Origin of the sequence: Chryseobacterium ginsenosidimutans, from assembly GCF_024807225.1 — a bacterium.
GTDB classification, from domain to species: domain Bacteria; phylum Bacteroidota; class Bacteroidia; order Flavobacteriales; family Weeksellaceae; genus Chryseobacterium; species Chryseobacterium ginsenosidimutans.
This window is the reverse complement of sequence record NZ_JANUCO010000001.1, coordinates 1,371,789-1,388,025: the sequence shown is the minus strand read 5'-3', so window position 1 is coordinate 1,388,025 and position 16,237 is coordinate 1,371,789. Positions and strand designations below refer to the sequence as shown.

Below are 16,237 nucleotides of genomic sequence, written 5' to 3'. Positions count from 1 at the left end.
TTTAATCGAATAAAATATGTCTCCAATTGTATTATTGTCCATCATTATCGTCTATTTTGCATTGCTGCTTTGGGTAGCTTACAAAACGGGAAAAGGCAGTGATAATGAAAGTTTCTTCATCGGAAACCGAAAAAGTAATTGGATGCTTGTTGCTTTCGGAATGATCGGAACTTCGCTTTCGGGCGTGACTTTTGTGAGCGTTCCGGGTGCAGTCGGGAAAGACAGTTTTTCTTATCTGCAGATTACTTTAGGCTATCTTATTGGTTATATTGTGGTTGCCTATGTTCTTCTTCCTTTATATTATCGATTAAAATTAACCTCAATTTACGGCTATCTTCAGCAAAGAATGGGTTCGCTTTCCTATAAATCAGGAGCGTGGATTTTCATTGTTTCAAGGTTGGTTGGAGCTACAGCGAGATTATATTTGGTAGTGAATATTCTTCAGATCACGATTTTGGATAGTTTGGGAGTTCCGTTTATTGTAACGACCTTGATTATTTTAGCAATGATCATCCTTTATACCTATGAAGGCGGCGTAAAAACCATCGTTTGGACGGATACTTTGCAGACTTCATGCATGCTTTTGGGATTGATTATCTGTACGGTTTATATGCTGAATCACTTAGATCTGAGTGTTGGACAAAGTTTAACCGCCATGAGCGATAAAGGCTACACCAAAATATTTGAAATGGATTTTAATTCCCCCGGATTTTTCATTAAACAAATTCTTGCCGGAGCATTTATTACCATTACCATGACAGGAATCGACCAAGAAATGATGCAGAAAAGTCTTTCTGTAACGAAGCTTAAAGATTCTCAGAAAAACATGGTGACGCTTGGTTTTATTTTGTTGGGTGTAATTTCTCTGTTCTTATATATGGGTGGACTTTTATATCTTTTTGGAGAAAGCCAGGGTGGTCATTTAACAGAAATTATTAAAGACGGAATTCCTAAAAAGGAGTTTTTAATCAATGGAAAAGATATTTTTGGGGATAAAATTTTCCCTGAAGTTGCTTTAAATCATATGCCCGGATTTATTTCCATCATCTTTATCATTGCTTTGATTTCGGCTTTATTTCCGAGTGCAGATGGCGCGATGACGGCATTAACGTCTTCTTTATGCATCGATATTTTCGGGATGAAGGAAAAGAAAGACTGGGACGATAAGAAAAAGGAAAAATTCAGAAAAAACACCCATTTAATTGTTGCATTTTCTTTCCTGATAATGGTGGTTATCTTTAAGCTTATTAATGATAATTCTATGATCGGATTGATCTTAAAAATGGCTGGATTTACGTACGGACCTCTTTTAGGACTTTTTGCTTTTGGAATTTTTACTAAATATAAAGTTCAGGATAAATTGGTTCCTTACGTTTGTATTGCAGCCCCCATTATTTCTTATTTTATCGATAAATATCAAGCTACTATTTTCGGAGATTTCAAAATCGGATTGGAGTTATTGATTATTAATGGATTGCTGACGTTCTTTGGATTGTGGTTGATTAGAAAGAAATAGGTTTATTTTTAAGTTTTGGCTAAAGCCCATTCCTATTGAATTTTTAATCACGAATTTTCACAGATTGACACAGATTTTTTATTATTAAAATAATGCGTTTTGTTTGTCATTCAGAACGGAACAAAGCTGAGTGAAGAATCTATTTTTTAATTAAAACTAAAAATTACAATGCCGAGATTCCTCAGTAATGACAAGCTTTTTATTGGGATCATTTTAAACAAAAACTTTTAGCACAAAATATTTAAACCTAAATAGTAAAATACCGGAAAGACACTTACTTTCACACTTGTGAATAATATCGTCACAGAAATATCGATTTTCATCAATGAAGGTTGCTAAAACATTAAAAAATAATCAAATAATTTCAAAATCCGGACGTAAAATCCGGATTTTTGTATTTCCATAAGCCAGCAAAAAATTGTAAATTCGCATGTATATAAATCTTAAATAATGAGTAAAAGTATCGAAGAGTTAAAATCTCTTACTACGCAAATCAGAAGAGACATTTTAAGAATGGTTCATGCTGTAAATTCTGGTCACCCAGGTGGAAGTTTAGGTTGTACTGAATTCTTCACAGCCCTTTACGGAAAAGTAATGAACTATAAACTTCCTTTCACGATGGAAGGTAAAAATGAAGATCATTTCTATCTGTCGAACGGACACATTTCTCCGGTATTCTATTCTACTTTGGCTAGATTCGGCTTTTTTCCGGTACAAGAACTGGGTACTTTCAGAAAATTAAATTCCAGATTACAAGGTCACCCTACCACTCATGAAGGACTTCCGGGAATCAGAGTAGCTTCAGGTTCTTTGGGACAAGGACTTTCTGTGGCTTTGGGTGTAGCTCAAGGTAAAAAATTAGACGGAGACAGCTCTTTGGTATATACTTTACATGGAGACGGGGAATTGCAGGAAGGTCAGAATTGGGAAGCTTTAATGTATGCTGCTGCTAAAAAAGTGGATAACATTATTTCTACTATCGACTATAACGGACAACAAATCGACGGAAGCACAAATAATGTACTTTCACTAGGAAATCTTCATGCAAAACTGGAAGCTTTCGGATGGACAGTTTTGGAAGAGAAAAACGGGAACGATCTTGAAGCGGTAATTGCCATCCTTGAGAGAGCAAAAACGGAAACAGGAAAAGAAAAACCAGTTGTAATTATCCTTCATACTCAAATGGGGAATGGTGTAGATTTTATGATGGGTTCTCACGCTTGGCACGGAAAAGCTCCTAATGACGAACAATTGGATACTGCATTCAAACAATTATATTTAGAAGCTCCTGCTGATTATTAATTATAAGTACGAGTAATTAATTGGTAATAAGTAATCTTTAATTAATAATTAGAACAAAATGAAATTTACATATACAGAAAAAAAAGATACACGTTCAGGATTCGGAGCCGGATTAGCTGAATTGGCAGATAAAAATCCTAATGTTGTAGCACTTTGTGCAGACCTTATCGGTTCTTTGAAGATGGAGAAATTCATTGAAAAAGCTCCTGAAAGATTCTTCCAGGTGGGTATCGCAGAAGCGAATATGATCGGTCTTGCTGCAGGTCTTAGCATCACAGGAAAAATTCCTTTTACGGGAACTTTTGCTAATTTCTCTACTTCAAGAGTGTATGACCAAATCCGTCAGTCTGTTGCTTATTCTAACAAAAACGTAAAAATCTGTGCTTCTCACGCAGGTCTTACTTTGGGCGAAGATGGTGCCACTCACCAGGTTTTGGAAGATATCGGGATGATGAAAATGCTTCCAGGAATGACGGTTATCAATCCTTGTGATTACAACCAGACCAAAGCTGCAACGCTTGCCATTGCTGATTTTGAAGGTCCTGTTTATCTTAGATTCGGAAGACCGGTAGTTCCTGTTTTCATTCCGGAAGATATGCCTTTCGAGATCGGAAAAGGTATTATGCTTCAAGAAGGAACTGATGTAACGATCGTAGCAACAGGTCACCTTGTTTGGGAATCTCTTGTAGCTGCAGATGAGCTTGAAAAAGAAGGTATTTCTTGTGAAGTGATCAACATCCATACAATTAAACCTTTGGATGAGGAAATCATCTTAAAATCGGTTGAAAAAACAGGAAAGATCGTCACTGCTGAAGAACACAACTATCTTGGTGGTTTAGGTGAATCTATTGCGGGAATGTTGGCTAGAAAAAGACCGACAAGACAAGAGTTTGTGGCTGTAAATGATACTTTCGGAGAATCTGCAACTCCTGCTGAATTGATGAAGAAATATAAAATCGACGCTGCTGCTGTAAAAGAAGCAGTGAAGAGAATTTTAGAGAAATAATTTCTTTTAAAATATAAATGAAAAGCATCCTTTTTGAGGGTGCTTTTTTTGTTCGGCATTTTAATTATATTTGAATAAACACAACACCTATAAAATATGATGAAATTAAAACTCGTTTTATTAAGTCTTTTATTCACATCTACTCTATTTTTCGGTCAAACTGCAATTTCAAAAGCGCATAACTATATTTATGCAGCGGAAGTAATGCTTAAAGAAAAAAAATACAATGAAGCTTTAACTTATTTTGAAAAGTCATTTAAATTGGCGTACACAGACAATCCAAATTATTTATTAGATGCTGCGTGTTCGGCTTTTAAGTTAAAAAAAGACAAAATTGCTTACACTTTTTTAGAACAATCAATAACAGATTACAAAATACCTTTAGAGTTTTTAAAGACATACGGCAAGTTGAAAGAGTTTCAAAATAATGAACTTTTCAAGAAAGTAATCAATAATTATGATATTCTTTATCGCAAATTTTATAACAATAAAAAAGATTTAGATATATTTTTAGAAGTTGAAGAATTGAAACATTATGATCAATATACCAGAAAGATAGATGCTTATTATTCGGGATATAATCTTGACGATTTTAATCAGTTGGACGAAAGCCGTCATCCAAAAGAAATCAGCAATAAAGATTATCTAAAGTTTAGAGATCAGCTTACGAATAAAACAGATTCTTTAAATGCTGTGCGACTTATTGAAATAACTAAAAAACGCGGCTATCAAAAGAATTCTTGGTTATTACTTTGGCATCATAGAACCACTTATACTACTAATGATTATTTTTGGAGTTATTTTAAGCCATTTATCCAAGATCAAATAAAAGTTGGTAACGTTGAGAAATCTTTTTTTGCTCAATTTGAAGATGCTGTTGAAAGCATGCACTCTGAAAAGCAAAAATATGGCACCGCATGGGACAACTCAATTACAATTGAAGATATAAAAAATGTAGACAACTTAAGAGAAGAAATTAATCTTCCTCCTCTTTATTATAATTATTATATCTATGGAACTCCATTGCCGGAAAACTATAAAATGAGCTATGAAGAGTTTAAGAAAAAAATTATGAATGCTATTTCTGAAAAATGATCTTATTATCTTTTTTAAATAAAGGTCAGATTATAAAATTTAAGCCTTAAATTTTTAACTTAAACACCTTCTGGAATAATTCTAAAATCCTGTATATTTCTATTTAAACTTCCTTTCTTCCTCTTTTATCGCCAAATCATTGATGCTTGCATATCTTTTTTGCATCAACCCATTTTCATCGAATTCCCAGTTTTCATTTCCGTAGGCTCTGAACCAATTGCCATCTTTCGTTTGATATTCGTATTCGAAGCGAACGGCGATGCGATTTTCTGTGTGTGCCCAATATTCTTTTTTAAGCTTATAATTCAATTCTCTTTCCCATTTGCCACTGAGAAATTTTACGATTTCTTCTCTTCCGTTTACAAACTGATCTCTATTTCTCCATTCGCTGTCGATGGTGTATGCTTTGGAAACTCTTTCAGGATCCTGACTGTTCCAGGCATCTTCTGCCAATTGAATCTTTTCTAATGCCGTTTCTAATGTGAAAGGCGGAAGCGGATGTTTTTGTTCCATTTTTAATTGATTAAGGTGTTGATTATTTTTTTTGATCTTTCTATTAATTCATTGGATCTGAAAAGCTGACTTTCAATAATACTGCCTTCAAAAAGTAAATAAACATGATCCGAAAGGTTCTTATCGTCTATTAATTCTGAAAAATAATTCCTCAAATCCGTTTTATGATTTTGAATTACACTTAAGATTTTCACATTATCTGAAGGAATTTCAGACAAAATATTCAGGAAACTGCAACCTCGGAAATTCTCTTTCTCATTCATAAATACTAAAAAATCAAATGAAGAAATGATTTTAGACTTTATATTTTTTTCTTTTGATGTAAACTTATTAAGTTCATTAAACCAATATTCATGTCTAACATTCAGGAACTCGACACACAGGTCTTCTTTGGACTTAAAATACTGATAAAAACTTGCTTTGGCCACATTGGCTTCAGAAACAATTTGATTGATTCCCGTGGAGTTATATCCCTGTTTAGAAAACAGCTCAAATGTGGTCGCTACAATTCTTTCTTTTGGAGATGACATTTTTTATTTCTTTAACGATGTAAAGGTATATTTAAAATTTTAAAACAGACAGACTTTTCTGTCTATAATTATTTTTATAAAATGAATGATTAGGTTTTAATGATTTTAAATTTCGGCTAAAGCCATTGATGGTGCTAAAAAACAAAAACGGGCTAAAGCCCGTTCCTATTGAATATAATTGATATTGTATTTAATTCAAATCTTTATTCCTTTAACTCAAATAAAACTATTTAAAAAACTTCCACTTGGGAATAATCGCCAACATCCCAAAACCTGTAAAAAGGAAAAGGTTTGTCACGTCTGTATAAAGGAAAGTTGAGAGATAATAATTGTGCATAAAGAAATGCAAAACCAATAATGCCGGAAAAGAAAAAATCCCGATTTTTCTGTAAAAAAACATCAGAATTAAACTCACCACCATTAATGCATCGATCGTAAAAATAGCGAAGGAATACCACTCCGGAATGTTAAGATATTCGTGCTGTAAATATTCATCAAGATCGATCCCAAATCCCATAATCGTAAACAGCAACAATGCTGCAAAAGCCAGAATAAATCCCCATCCTTTCTTCGGATCTTCGTCAAAATAGCTGTATTCTTCCATAGGTACAAAAATAAAGAACTTATGAGAGATTTCATAAGTTCTTTTATATAATTCGTTTAAAATTTGATTATATCGAGATCGCGTTGATCAGTCTGTTTTTGTCGCTTAGGTATTCTTCCATAGAAATCATACTTTCAGTTCTCATTACATCCTGAATATCATCAATTTGATAGATTATTTTCTTAGCGTCTTCCGTATTCTTCGCTCTTACTTTACAGAAAATGTTATATTTTCCTGAAATAACGCTAGCTTCAATTACGTTAGGAAGAGTTGATAATTCTTTCAGAACCTCTTGAGTTCTGTTAGATTTTGTTAATAGAATTCCTATGAAAGCAGTAAAGTGATAGTCTAGCTTTCCGTAATCGATATTAAGAGATGATCCCAAAATAATACCCGCATCTTCCATCTTTTTCACTCTTACGTGAATTGTTCCAGCAGATACATCCATCTGTTTTGCAATTTCAGTAAAAGGCATTCTTGTGTTTTCTACTAAGAAATCAAGAATTTTCTTGTCTATTTCGTCCAGTTGATAGTTCATATTAGTTAAATTACATTTTTCTTAAAAAACTTATATCTTTTTTGCAAATTTATGAAAAATTATTTAACTAAAAAAATTATATAAAACATTAACAATAATTAACACAGATGATAAAAATCATTAAAAATTTACGGCTATTTAGCCTCAGATTTTATAGAATCTGTTTTTATTGGGGTTTGCGCAGCAGGTTGTTTTTTATCTTTTCTCTTCTTTTTAAACAAAGAATTGAAACTCTTACTCCAAACAATACCTCCTCCATACGCTTGATTTGCAGTTCCGTTTGAGCCGGCTCCATTTACCATCCCGATATTGGAAGGTTTAGAATATCCTCTCAGAATAAGACTTCCGTCGTTTTTCTTTGAAATATCGTACTCTATTGTTCCTTCTCCGGAAAGATAATTGGTTTCTGTATTTTCGGTTTTAGTTAAAGGAATTCCCAATCCGGTTTTCACTTTAATTCTCGGTGAAAGCGCAAAACTTACCCCTGCATTTGCTCTGTCTCCTGTGTTGGAATATTGGTCACCTTTCACATAATTAAGGTCAATCTGGAACTCGTTGCTCATTGTATTAAGAACAGAACCCAATTGCTTCAACAACAAATTATAACCGGAAGATTCCGCCACACCTGCAACGTCTACATCTACCCCACCCGTGTTGGAAACATTAAAACTACTCAACAACAATACTGAACCAAACTGAAGAACCTTTTCCCCGTCCTGACTCATTTTTGCTGCCAAAGTTTCTTTAACCTGACTGGAAACATCCAATGCCGTAACATTAAGATCTACTTTTGGATCGATAAGAGACTGGGTAATATTCGCCTGAAGCAAAATACTGATCGGCTGCAAACTTCCCATATTCAGATATTCTCCGGCGTTGGAAACCATCCTTACATAATTGGCGGTAATATCCAAAGCAGGCTTCATCGCGTCACCATCCCAACGAATGCTGCTTCCTTTTTCAATCTGGAACGTTTTATTCAGAATAGCTTTTGAAATAAATGTTCCGTTGTCTACTCTATACGTTCCGTTCATCGCGATATTTCCTTGTCTGCTCATCTGGAAACGCAGTTTTTCGGCAGCACCTTTTACCATGATACTTCCGACATCATCACCGATTAAAACATTTACCGTGGTTGCTTTATCTACATCCAGAGAGAAATCGATATTCATATTGGCTCCGGATTTTTTCTTGTCTTCCAGCGTTACCAATCCGTCTTTTCCTTCTTTTAAGAACCTCAGCATTTTAAATTCTTCCACATTAGACGTAGATCCGGAATTGAATGTGAAGGTACTTCCACTCAGTGCTTTCATATTCGGAGTCGTTATATTTAACCCTGAAACAGGTCCGTCAACATATAAATCCCCTTGTCCGTAAACTCTTCCCCAGAAAAGATCAAAATCTTTCTGAGTGGTATTTAACATTAATAAATTATCGGCTCTCATTACCAAGTTGACCCCCATTGAAGAAATGGTTTCAAACTGAATCGCCCCGGAAATATTTCCTTTAGAATTCGTTCTTCCGTCATGAACTTTAACATTATTAAGAATCGCCAACCCTTTCGTAAGCGGAATTACCGTATCATCAAAAGAATAATCCACTCCTGTGAATAACAGTTTTAATCCAAAATCTTTTAACGCAATATCCCCGCTGTAATCCAGATTATTGAATTTCCCGGCAATTTTAAGATCTCCGGTTGCTTTTCCTCTTAAATTTCCAAAAACAGTCGTTACAAACTGCTGAGCAAAAGCCACGTCAAAATCTCTCATTTCCGCCGTAAGATCAATCGTCGGCGAAGAAGTATTATTATTAACTGTTCCGGTTACATGAAGGCTGTTATTTCCAATTATACCGGCAGAATTTACCTTTACATCGACATCATATACATTTAAAGAAAATCCGTTGGTCGCAGAAATGGTAATATCTCCCATGTCATTTCCATTCATCATGATATCATCAATCGTCATGTCTACCAAAGGTTGGAGCGTGCTTTTATCCATTTTGATTTTTACACTTCCGTTGGCAAGACCTTTAATATTCATTGTATTTCCTCCGGCTTGCATTTCCAGCAGTTTCTCGATCGCGAAATTGTTCACTTCTGCATCAACGTAAAAATCTTTAGCTGATTTAAACTGAGCTTCCTTAATAAACAAAGCACTGTTATCAGAATAAACCCTCAGATTCTGAATATCAAAATCACCTTCTTTTTTCCGATACGTAATAGAATGATTGAGCTCCGGATTGGTATCAATCGCCCAAGTCACCTCATTAAATTTAACTTCCGTCGGCTCAAATCTGAATACAAAATCTCCTCCCGCATTGGTGGATTGATTGACATTGATGGCATATTCTTTCAGATTATCATCCACTTCATCTTCAGGACTTCCGTGTTTGAATTTTGTAGCTAAATGAAGAATTGTATTATTTTCGTTTCTTCCGCTTAAAGTAATGTCTTTAATGACATTTTTATTATACAAAACCCTGTTGATTTTAGCATAAATCTGCTCATCAAGATTGGCCGTATTAATTCTCACCATCACACTGTCGACCATTGCGCTGTCTCTGATGATATTGTCTCTTTCATTAATTTTATACGCAGGATTGGAAGCTGCCAATGCTTTATCGGCTTCTGTAATTTCCTGTTTTTTGGTCATGATGTATTTTAAGGATGCCGCATCAAGATTTAAAATCAAATTATTCGAGTTTCCATCGTATTGACCTTCTACTTTTGCGCCTTGAGGAATTTTCAGATCCGGTAAAAAGTAACTTACCAAACCTTGCTGAACATCAAAATTCATCGCAAAATTCTGACTTCTGTATAATTTTCTCGGAGCCGGACCGACTAAAATTTTATTCAATCCGTTTTCTACCATTCCGGCAAGATCTGCAAGATTGTATCTTCCTGAAATTTTCCCGTTTACTGCGCCCGGAGCATCGACATCAATGACACGACCTCCGTTTTCAATGAAAGTTTTAATTTTGGCACTTGGAATAATATATTTTTGAGTTGCGGTTGCAAAATTGATGTTATTCGCTTCAACATCCAACGTCAGATCATTAATAGAAGACATCGACATTTTACCATTTACCTTTCCGCTTACAATCTGGTTTCCTGGTTTATCGGTAAAATAATTCATGTTTAAATAATTAACATCCGCATCTACATTCATAGAAATTCTTGGAGTGCTAAAATCAATTAAACCTTTTATCGTCGCTTTTGCCTGTTCGTCGTTTACGGTAATCAAACCGTTGTATTTTTTATGATCCAATAATCCATCGAGGTAAAGATTATTGATCTCTTTATTCATAATTTCGACACTTGTGATCTGAGATTTAGTAGTAAGTTTCATTGTATTGACATCGAAACTTTGTCCATTAATATCAAATCTTCCTGAAATTAACCCAACCGATTTATTTTTAGTGATTACGGATGTATTTAAATCTTTAACCTCAGCAATTCCGGCATATTTCGGCATTGGAGTACTGTAATCCGTCAAAGAAAATTTTGTGATTTTTGCCTGACCGATTCCTGTCATTAAATTTCCACTTGAAACATATACCCGATTCGAGTTTACACTTGCCGTTCCGTTATATTTAAGCTTTCCAAAATCATCAGCAAAATTCTTCATCTTTTTAGAGATAAAAGAAGGCATCATCGCTTTCAGATCTTTGTAGGTGAAGTCTGCCGAAAGATCATTGGTTTCAATCAAAAACTTACCTCCTTTAAGCAATTTATTCACCTTCATTGTTTTGGTGGCGATATTCACGTCAGGATTTCTGATAAGGAAATTATCCAGCTTAAAATTATTTAACGGACCCGTCATTTTTCCCGCGATATTGAATGGTATAAAATTATCCCAATTCGTCACGAAATAACTGATATCATAACCGCTCAACTGACTTCCCTGCTTAATATTCATTTCCCATTTCACTTTGTCAGCAAAATCTGCCCAAGATCCATCGTTATGAAGATTAAATTTAATATCTCCTTGCAAAAGCGAGTGATCTGTATTGAAAGTCAGGTCTTTTAATGCAAGAAAATCTTTCGTCATCGACAATTCCGTGGAAAAAGTATCTACAAAATGAGATTTGCCCCATCTTTTTGTCGTGAAGGACATATTGTTGATTAAAGCGGTAACATTTCGTCCGTTGACTTTTACATTCGGTGCTTTAAGATTAAAATTCATTGCAGTAAGCCATTTTCCAGCTTCTCCGGGAGAATTGAGATTAATAATAGAAACTTTAGAATCTAGAATCTGTAACCTTGAATTCAACTGAAAAGGCGGTTTACTAGGATCTCTTTTTTTTCCGCTATCAAATAATTGCGTAAAACGGATAAAATTTGAAATACTGTCGCCTTTATAGGTAATGACTTTTATGTCAGCATTTTTTAAAGTAAGAGAATTAAAACTTAAAGAATTGTTTTTACCAATATTCGTCGCCAAAGAAAACCAATCTGAATTAGCAGTAAATTCTTTTGACTGGATAAAATCAAAACCTTTGTAATCTTTTATTTTTAAACCTTTAATTTTTACATTTCCAAAGAAATTAACTTCTACACTTTCTGTTGACATTTGTGCTTTGAAGTCTTTATTTACAATTTGTAAAGCCTGATCTGCAGCCCATTGTTTCGTTACAGGAAGATTAATAATAATGAAAACCGCAGCAACAAGACCCAATACAAGCCAAAAAAGGATCAATAAAAGTCTTGCCCACCAAGAATAACTTGTAACATCTTTTACAGCCTGTTTTCCAAACTCTTCAGCAGTTTCAATGGGATGATGAATCGCATCTGATGCCAACTCAGATGCTTCTTTAACTGTCTCCTTTACAACGCCTTCTACATTTTCAACAGTTTTCTGTACCTGATCACTTAAGTTTCCAGCTACTGATTTTTTGTTCTCATTCTCGTTATTATTCTCTAACTTTGCCATTATTATGAGCGACTCTATAATTTTAGGTATTGAATCGTCTTGCGACGACACATCAGCAGCTATCATCAAGGGAAATTCTATTTTGTCGAACATCGCTGCAAATCAGGCTATCCATAAAGAATATGGCGGTGTTGTTCCTGAGCTTGCGTCGCGTGCGCATCAGCAAAATATCATCCCCGTTGTTGAAAAATCTCTAACTAAAGCAAATATACAACAAAATGCAATTTCAGCTATAGGATTTACACGTGGACCCGGACTTTTGGGTTCGCTTCTTGTGGGAACTTCATTTGCTAAATCTTTGGCAATGAGTCTGGATGTTCCTTTAATTGAAGTAAACCACTTGCAGGCGCACATTTTAGCGCATTTCATTGAAGATGCAAATCCTATGCCGCCCAAATTTCCTTTTTTGTGTCTTACCGTGAGTGGTGGTCATACGATGATTGTTTTGGTGAAGGATTATTTTGATATGGAAATTATCGGAAAAACCATTGATGATGCGGCAGGAGAAGCATTCGACAAGATCGGAAAAATCTTTGATCTGGATTATCCGGCAGGTCCTATTATCGACAGACTGGCAAAAGAAGGAAATCCTGATTCATATAAATTTAATAAACCAAAATTAGAGAATTACGATTATTCTTTCAGCGGAATTAAGACTTCTGTATTATATTTTATACAAAAAGAAGTTAAAAAAGATCCTGATTTTATTAAAAATAATTTGAATGATCTTTGTGCATCCGTTCAGAAAACCATCATTGAAATTTTGATGGCTAAACTGGAAAAAGCGGCAAAAGATTTAGACATCAAAGAAGTTGCCATTGCAGGTGGAGTTTCTGCCAATTCGGCATTAAGACAGGCGATGCAAGATAACAATGAAAAACTGGGCTGGAATATCTACATCCCGAAATTTGAATATACAACCGATAACGCCGCAATGATTGCCATGGTGGCTCAATTAAAATTTGAGAGAGGAGAATTTACCGATCTCAGAACTTCTGCAACAGCAAAATACGATTTATGAAAATTCTTTTAGAAGAAAAAATACTTGGTACACAATCTAAAAAGAACTCAAAATATTACTGGGTTTTAGAAACCATTATTGGGAAAAATGAAGTGACAGAAACATCTGAAGACGAAGATTATTTAATGATAAGTTCGGAAATCGGATATGTTCAAAATATAAAGGAAGAGATTGTAGAAAAAATCAATTCAGAAAATGTATTTAGTTTTACTTACGAACCCAAAGAAGGAGATTATTTATCCATCAAAAATAATTTAAGAAAAAACGAATATCTGAATTTAATTTTCATGAATAATAAGTGGATTGAAGAAATCTACGCATGTTCATACAGAGATTGTGAAGGCGATATTTATACCACGATAAAAACCGGTGTGGCATTTTTAAGCGATAATGAAATTACGTTTTAATAATCACTTATCAATACAATTCAGGCAGATTATAAACATCAATATATGAAACTTTTTTACGGAGAAATCAACGGAAATCAAGTAATAATCAACGACGAAGAACAACAGCATATCGTAAAAGTTCTTCGCATGAAAAATGGTGAAGAAATCCACGTTACAGATGGAAAAGGAAATCTGGCTTCCGGAAAACTGATGATTGAAGGAAAAAAAGCCAATATCGAGGTTTCTGAAATTAAAAGCGACTACCCGAATTTCAATCCGAAACTTCATATTGCGATTGCTCCGACGAAAAATATTGACCGTATTGAGTTTTTTGTAGAAAAAGCCGTGGAAATGGGAATTTCTGAGATCACCATTTTACAGACTGAAAAAACAGAGCGTAAAAATATTAATATTGATAAATTAAGAAAACAGGCAATTTCCGCTTCAAAACAAAGCTTACGATTTCATTTTCCTGTAATAAATGATTCTGTAAAACTTCAGGATTTTCTTAAAAATATTAATCCGGAACATACTTTTGTGGCGCATTGCCACGAGAATCTGGAAAGAATTGAATTGAATAAAATTCCTAAACTGGAGGAAATTACTTTTCTAATAGGTCCGGAAGGGGATTTTTCTGAGAAAGAAATTAATTATTTGTCTGAGAATAAAATAAAAGCGATGTCGCTTGGAAACCAAAGGCTCAGAACGGAAACTGCGGGAGTTTTTGTGGCAGCTTGGAATTATTTGCTTCAAAATTAGAATACATTTAGGTTTTGGCTAAAGCCAATTAATCCGTTCGAAAGAAAGCGGGCTAAAGCCCGCTCCTATTGATATTTATAATGATATTTCAATATGATTATCCCTCAAATATTTATCAAAAATCTGCTGTCCGCTTGTCAATGAATTTACCGCCCAACGTATTTTCATTCTTAATAATTTTTCTTCATTAAGTTTATACTCAATATTAGATTTCATAAGCTTCTGTTTCAGCTCATACATACAGATTGAAGCGGCAACCGAAACATTAAAACTTCTCGTAAAACCGTACATCGGAATCGCCAATGTTTCATCTGCAAAATCTAAAATCTCCTGAGAAACACCTTCCATTTCAGTTCCGAAAACTAAGGCAATCGGTTCGGTAATTTCGTAATCCGGAAGCATTTTAGCATCATTTTCTAAAGAAACGGCGACAATTTTATAGCCTTTATCCTTAATCTTCTGAAAAGATTCCATATTTCTGGGAAGCTTTTCCACCTCAACCCACGTATCTGCACCTTTCGTCACGCGAAGATTGGGCTCAAAATTATTTTCCTCCTGCAAAGCCACTACTTTATGAAAACCACAAGCTTCCACGGAACGCACGATGGCTGCTGCATTTCGGAACTGATAAACGTCTTCTAAAACAGGAAGTACAAAATCTGAACTTTCGGGCGAGAAATGTTCAATTTTTGCCAGTCTTTCATCCGTTAAAAACTGTTTTAAATACTCATAAGTTTGTGCTAAATCTTTCATTCATTTTCAAATCTTTGCAAATTAACGTAATTTTGAGAAATGATCCTGAAATGAGGATAAAAATCTAAGAAAAGTCCTGTATGAAAAGAAAAGTCCTGCTAATATATACCGGTGGAACCATCGGTATGGAGAAAGATTATGAAACCGGAAGCCTTCGCGCCTTTGATTTTGGAAATATTTTTGAAAAAATGCCCGAAATGAAACTCATGGAATGTGAAGTTTTTGTTCATCCTTTCTCAAAACCGCTCGACTCTTCAGATATGGGACCGGAAGAATGGAAAATTATCGCGCATTACATCCATAAAAACTACGATCAATTCGACGGATTTTTAATTCTTCACGGAACAGATACGATGTCTTATACAGCTTCCGCATTGAGTTTCATGTTGAAAGGATTAAAAAAACCTGTGATCTTAACAGGTTCTCAACTTCCAATTGGAGATTTACGAACAGATGCAAAAGAAAATCTTCTGACGAGTTTGTATTACGCCAGTTTGTATGAAAATGATGAAGCCGTGATTCAAGAGGTTTCCATTTATTTTGAATATAAATTATTGAGAGGAAACCGAACACTGAAATATTCTGCGGAGTATTTTGATGCTTATTCCAGTCCGAACTACCCTATTCTTGGGCAATCTGGAGTACATTTAAATATTATTAAAGACAATCTTCACCGTTGCGACCCCAACATTGAATTTCATGTAGACGATCATATTTCAGAAGATGTTTTATTTTGGAGAATTTTTCCGGGAATGCGACTGAATCATTTCAAAGAAATCCCCAAAATGAAGGTTCTGATTCTTCAGGTTTTCGGTTCAGGAACCATTTTCAGTAGTGAAAAAACAGTGGAAACGCTTCAACAAATCAGAAACAACGGAACTGAAATCGTCGTTGTAAGTCAGTGTATTTCAGGCGGAATATCGTTTGGAAAATATGAGAACAGCAATATTTTCTCAAGAATCGGAGCCATCAGCGGAAAAGATATGACTGCGGAAAGTGCGATTACAAAAGCGATGCATTTAATCGACAATCCAAGTTATAAAGCAAGCTTTGCCGATAACTTCGCCAAAAGCCTTTGTGGAGAAATTTCCGAGTAATTGCATTTTGAGTTTGCACATTCCAGAAAATACGCTATTTTTGCAATCTCAAATATAGAGAGGTGTCCGAGTGGTTGAAGGAGCTACCCTGGAAAGGTAGTATGCGGGTAACTGTATCGAGGGTTCGAATCCCTTCCTCTCTGCAAAAAAAATCTGATCAATTATGATCAGATTTTTTTA

Annotated in this window: 14 protein-coding genes and 1 tRNA gene; 9 read left to right on the top strand and 6 right to left on the bottom strand. The window is 34.8% G+C overall.

Features of this window, described 5'->3' with window-relative positions; genetic code table 11:
- Window positions 1-16 precede the first annotated feature (16 nt).
- The 4 genes from J3D55_RS06745 (at window position 17) to J3D55_RS06730 (ending at window position 4,919) form a co-directional block, all read left to right on the top strand.
- The gene (locus J3D55_RS06745; protein WP_259129439.1) at window positions 17-1,516 is read left to right on the top strand and encodes a sodium:solute symporter; all 1,500 of its coding nucleotides are present in this window, start codon (window positions 17-19) and stop codon (window positions 1,514-1,516) included.
- Between the two features lie 450 nt (window positions 1,517-1,966).
- Window positions 1,967-2,818 carry a transketolase gene (locus tag J3D55_RS06740; RefSeq protein ID WP_259129437.1) on the top strand — a complete coding sequence of 284 codons (852 nt, stop codon included), beginning with the start codon at window positions 1,967-1,969 and terminating at the stop codon, window positions 2,816-2,818.
- Between the two features lie 58 nt (window positions 2,819-2,876).
- A complete protein-coding gene (locus tag J3D55_RS06735) occupies window positions 2,877-3,824 on the top strand; it encodes a transketolase family protein (protein WP_259129435.1) in 948 nt (315 codons plus the stop codon).
- Between the two features lie 96 nt (window positions 3,825-3,920).
- A complete protein-coding gene (locus J3D55_RS06730) occupies window positions 3,921-4,919 on the top strand; it encodes a hypothetical protein (protein WP_259129429.1) in 999 nt (332 codons plus the stop codon).
- Window positions 4,920-5,018: 99 nt separating this feature from the next.
- Here the strand turns inward: J3D55_RS06730 and J3D55_RS06725 are convergent, their stop codons facing one another.
- From J3D55_RS06725 to J3D55_RS06705, 5 genes are all read right to left on the bottom strand, one after another.
- Entirely contained in the window at window positions 5,019-5,432 is a 414-nt protein-coding gene (locus J3D55_RS06725) for a nuclear transport factor 2 family protein (RefSeq protein WP_259129428.1), read from the bottom strand.
- A 2-nt stretch (window positions 5,433-5,434) separates the two neighbouring features.
- Window positions 5,435-5,962: a TetR/AcrR family transcriptional regulator gene (locus J3D55_RS06720; protein WP_259129426.1), complete on the bottom strand. Its 528-nt coding sequence runs from the start codon at window positions 5,960-5,962 to the stop codon at window positions 5,435-5,437.
- Between the two features lie 226 nt (window positions 5,963-6,188).
- Complete coding sequence (locus tag J3D55_RS06715; RefSeq protein ID WP_259129425.1) at window positions 6,189-6,566, bottom strand: hypothetical protein; 378 nt, start codon at window positions 6,564-6,566, stop codon at window positions 6,189-6,191.
- Between the two features lie 67 nt (window positions 6,567-6,633).
- Entirely contained in the window at window positions 6,634-7,104 is a 471-nt protein-coding gene (locus tag J3D55_RS06710) for an Lrp/AsnC family transcriptional regulator (RefSeq protein ID WP_259129420.1), read from the bottom strand.
- Window positions 7,105-7,238: 134 nt separating this feature from the next.
- The gene (locus J3D55_RS06705; RefSeq protein ID WP_259129419.1) at window positions 7,239-12,038 is read right to left on the bottom strand and encodes a translocation/assembly module TamB; all 4,800 of its coding nucleotides are present in this window, start codon (window positions 12,036-12,038) and stop codon (window positions 7,239-7,241) included.
- Window positions 12,039-12,042: 4 nt separating this feature from the next.
- Between J3D55_RS06705 and tsaD the strand changes: the two genes are divergently transcribed.
- Genes tsaD through J3D55_RS06690 form a run of 3 tightly spaced genes read left to right on the top strand, consistent with a single transcriptional unit; the run spans window position 12,043 to window position 14,207 of the window.
- Window positions 12,043-13,059, top strand: coding sequence for a tRNA (adenosine(37)-N6)-threonylcarbamoyltransferase complex transferase subunit TsaD (gene tsaD, locus J3D55_RS06700; protein ID WP_259129417.1), 1,017 nt, complete (start codon window positions 12,043-12,045; stop codon window positions 13,057-13,059).
- Window positions 13,056-13,466, top strand: a complete 411-nt coding sequence (locus tag J3D55_RS06695; protein ID WP_259129416.1) for a hypothetical protein — start codon at window positions 13,056-13,058, stop codon at window positions 13,464-13,466. Before tsaD ends, J3D55_RS06695 begins: the two co-directional genes overlap by 4 nt.
- Before the next feature lie 45 nt (window positions 13,467-13,511).
- A complete protein-coding gene (locus J3D55_RS06690) occupies window positions 13,512-14,207 on the top strand; it encodes an RsmE family RNA methyltransferase (protein ID WP_259129414.1) in 696 nt (231 codons plus the stop codon).
- A gap of 75 nt (window positions 14,208-14,282) precedes the next feature.
- Here the strand turns inward: J3D55_RS06690 and J3D55_RS06685 are convergent, their stop codons facing one another.
- Window positions 14,283-14,960 (bottom strand): TrmH family RNA methyltransferase, encoded by a 678-nt coding sequence (locus tag J3D55_RS06685; protein ID WP_259129413.1) that lies wholly within the window; start codon window positions 14,958-14,960, stop codon window positions 14,283-14,285.
- Between the two features lie 80 nt (window positions 14,961-15,040).
- On the opposite strand from J3D55_RS06685, the gene J3D55_RS06680 reads away from it, so the two are divergent.
- The gene (locus J3D55_RS06680) at window positions 15,041-16,057 is read left to right on the top strand and encodes an asparaginase (protein ID WP_259129412.1); all 1,017 of its coding nucleotides are present in this window, start codon (window positions 15,041-15,043) and stop codon (window positions 16,055-16,057) included.
- A 56-nt stretch (window positions 16,058-16,113) separates the two neighbouring features.
- Window positions 16,114-16,200 (top strand) — tRNA-Ser (locus tag J3D55_RS06675).
- Window positions 16,201-16,237: the final 37 nt, after the last annotated feature.

What these genes read in the sequence shown, in the direction of transcription:
- J3D55_RS06715 (WP_259129425.1), bottom strand. Translation starts at nt 6,566, where the DNA reads ATGGAAGAATACAGCTATTTTGACGAAGATCCGAAGAAAGGATGGGGA.
- J3D55_RS06740 (WP_259129437.1), top strand. Translation starts at nt 1,967, where the DNA reads ATGAGTAAAAGTATCGAAGAGTTAAAATCTCTTACTACGCAAATCAGA.
- J3D55_RS06705 (WP_259129419.1), bottom strand. Translation starts at nt 12,038, where the DNA reads ATGGCAAAGTTAGAGAATAATAACGAGAATGAGAACAAAAAATCAGTA.
- J3D55_RS06720 (WP_259129426.1), bottom strand. Translation starts at nt 5,962, where the DNA reads ATGTCATCTCCAAAAGAAAGAATTGTAGCGACCACATTTGAGCTGTTT.
- J3D55_RS06685 (WP_259129413.1), bottom strand. Translation starts at nt 14,960, where the DNA reads ATGAAAGATTTAGCACAAACTTATGAGTATTTAAAACAGTTTTTAACG.
- J3D55_RS06745 (WP_259129439.1), top strand. Translation starts at nt 17, where the DNA reads ATGTCTCCAATTGTATTATTGTCCATCATTATCGTCTATTTTGCATTG.
- J3D55_RS06725 (WP_259129428.1), bottom strand. Translation starts at nt 5,432, where the DNA reads ATGGAACAAAAACATCCGCTTCCGCCTTTCACATTAGAAACGGCATTA.
- J3D55_RS06730 (WP_259129429.1), top strand. Translation starts at nt 3,921, where the DNA reads ATGATGAAATTAAAACTCGTTTTATTAAGTCTTTTATTCACATCTACT.
- J3D55_RS06680 (WP_259129412.1), top strand. Translation starts at nt 15,041, where the DNA reads ATGAAAAGAAAAGTCCTGCTAATATATACCGGTGGAACCATCGGTATG.
- J3D55_RS06710 (WP_259129420.1), bottom strand. Translation starts at nt 7,104, where the DNA reads ATGAACTATCAACTGGACGAAATAGACAAGAAAATTCTTGATTTCTTA.
- J3D55_RS06690 (WP_259129414.1), top strand. Translation starts at nt 13,512, where the DNA reads ATGAAACTTTTTTACGGAGAAATCAACGGAAATCAAGTAATAATCAAC.
- tsaD (WP_259129417.1), top strand. Translation starts at nt 12,043, where the DNA reads ATGAGCGACTCTATAATTTTAGGTATTGAATCGTCTTGCGACGACACA.
- J3D55_RS06735 (WP_259129435.1), top strand. Translation starts at nt 2,877, where the DNA reads ATGAAATTTACATATACAGAAAAAAAAGATACACGTTCAGGATTCGGA.
- J3D55_RS06695 (WP_259129416.1), top strand. Translation starts at nt 13,056, where the DNA reads ATGAAAATTCTTTTAGAAGAAAAAATACTTGGTACACAATCTAAAAAG.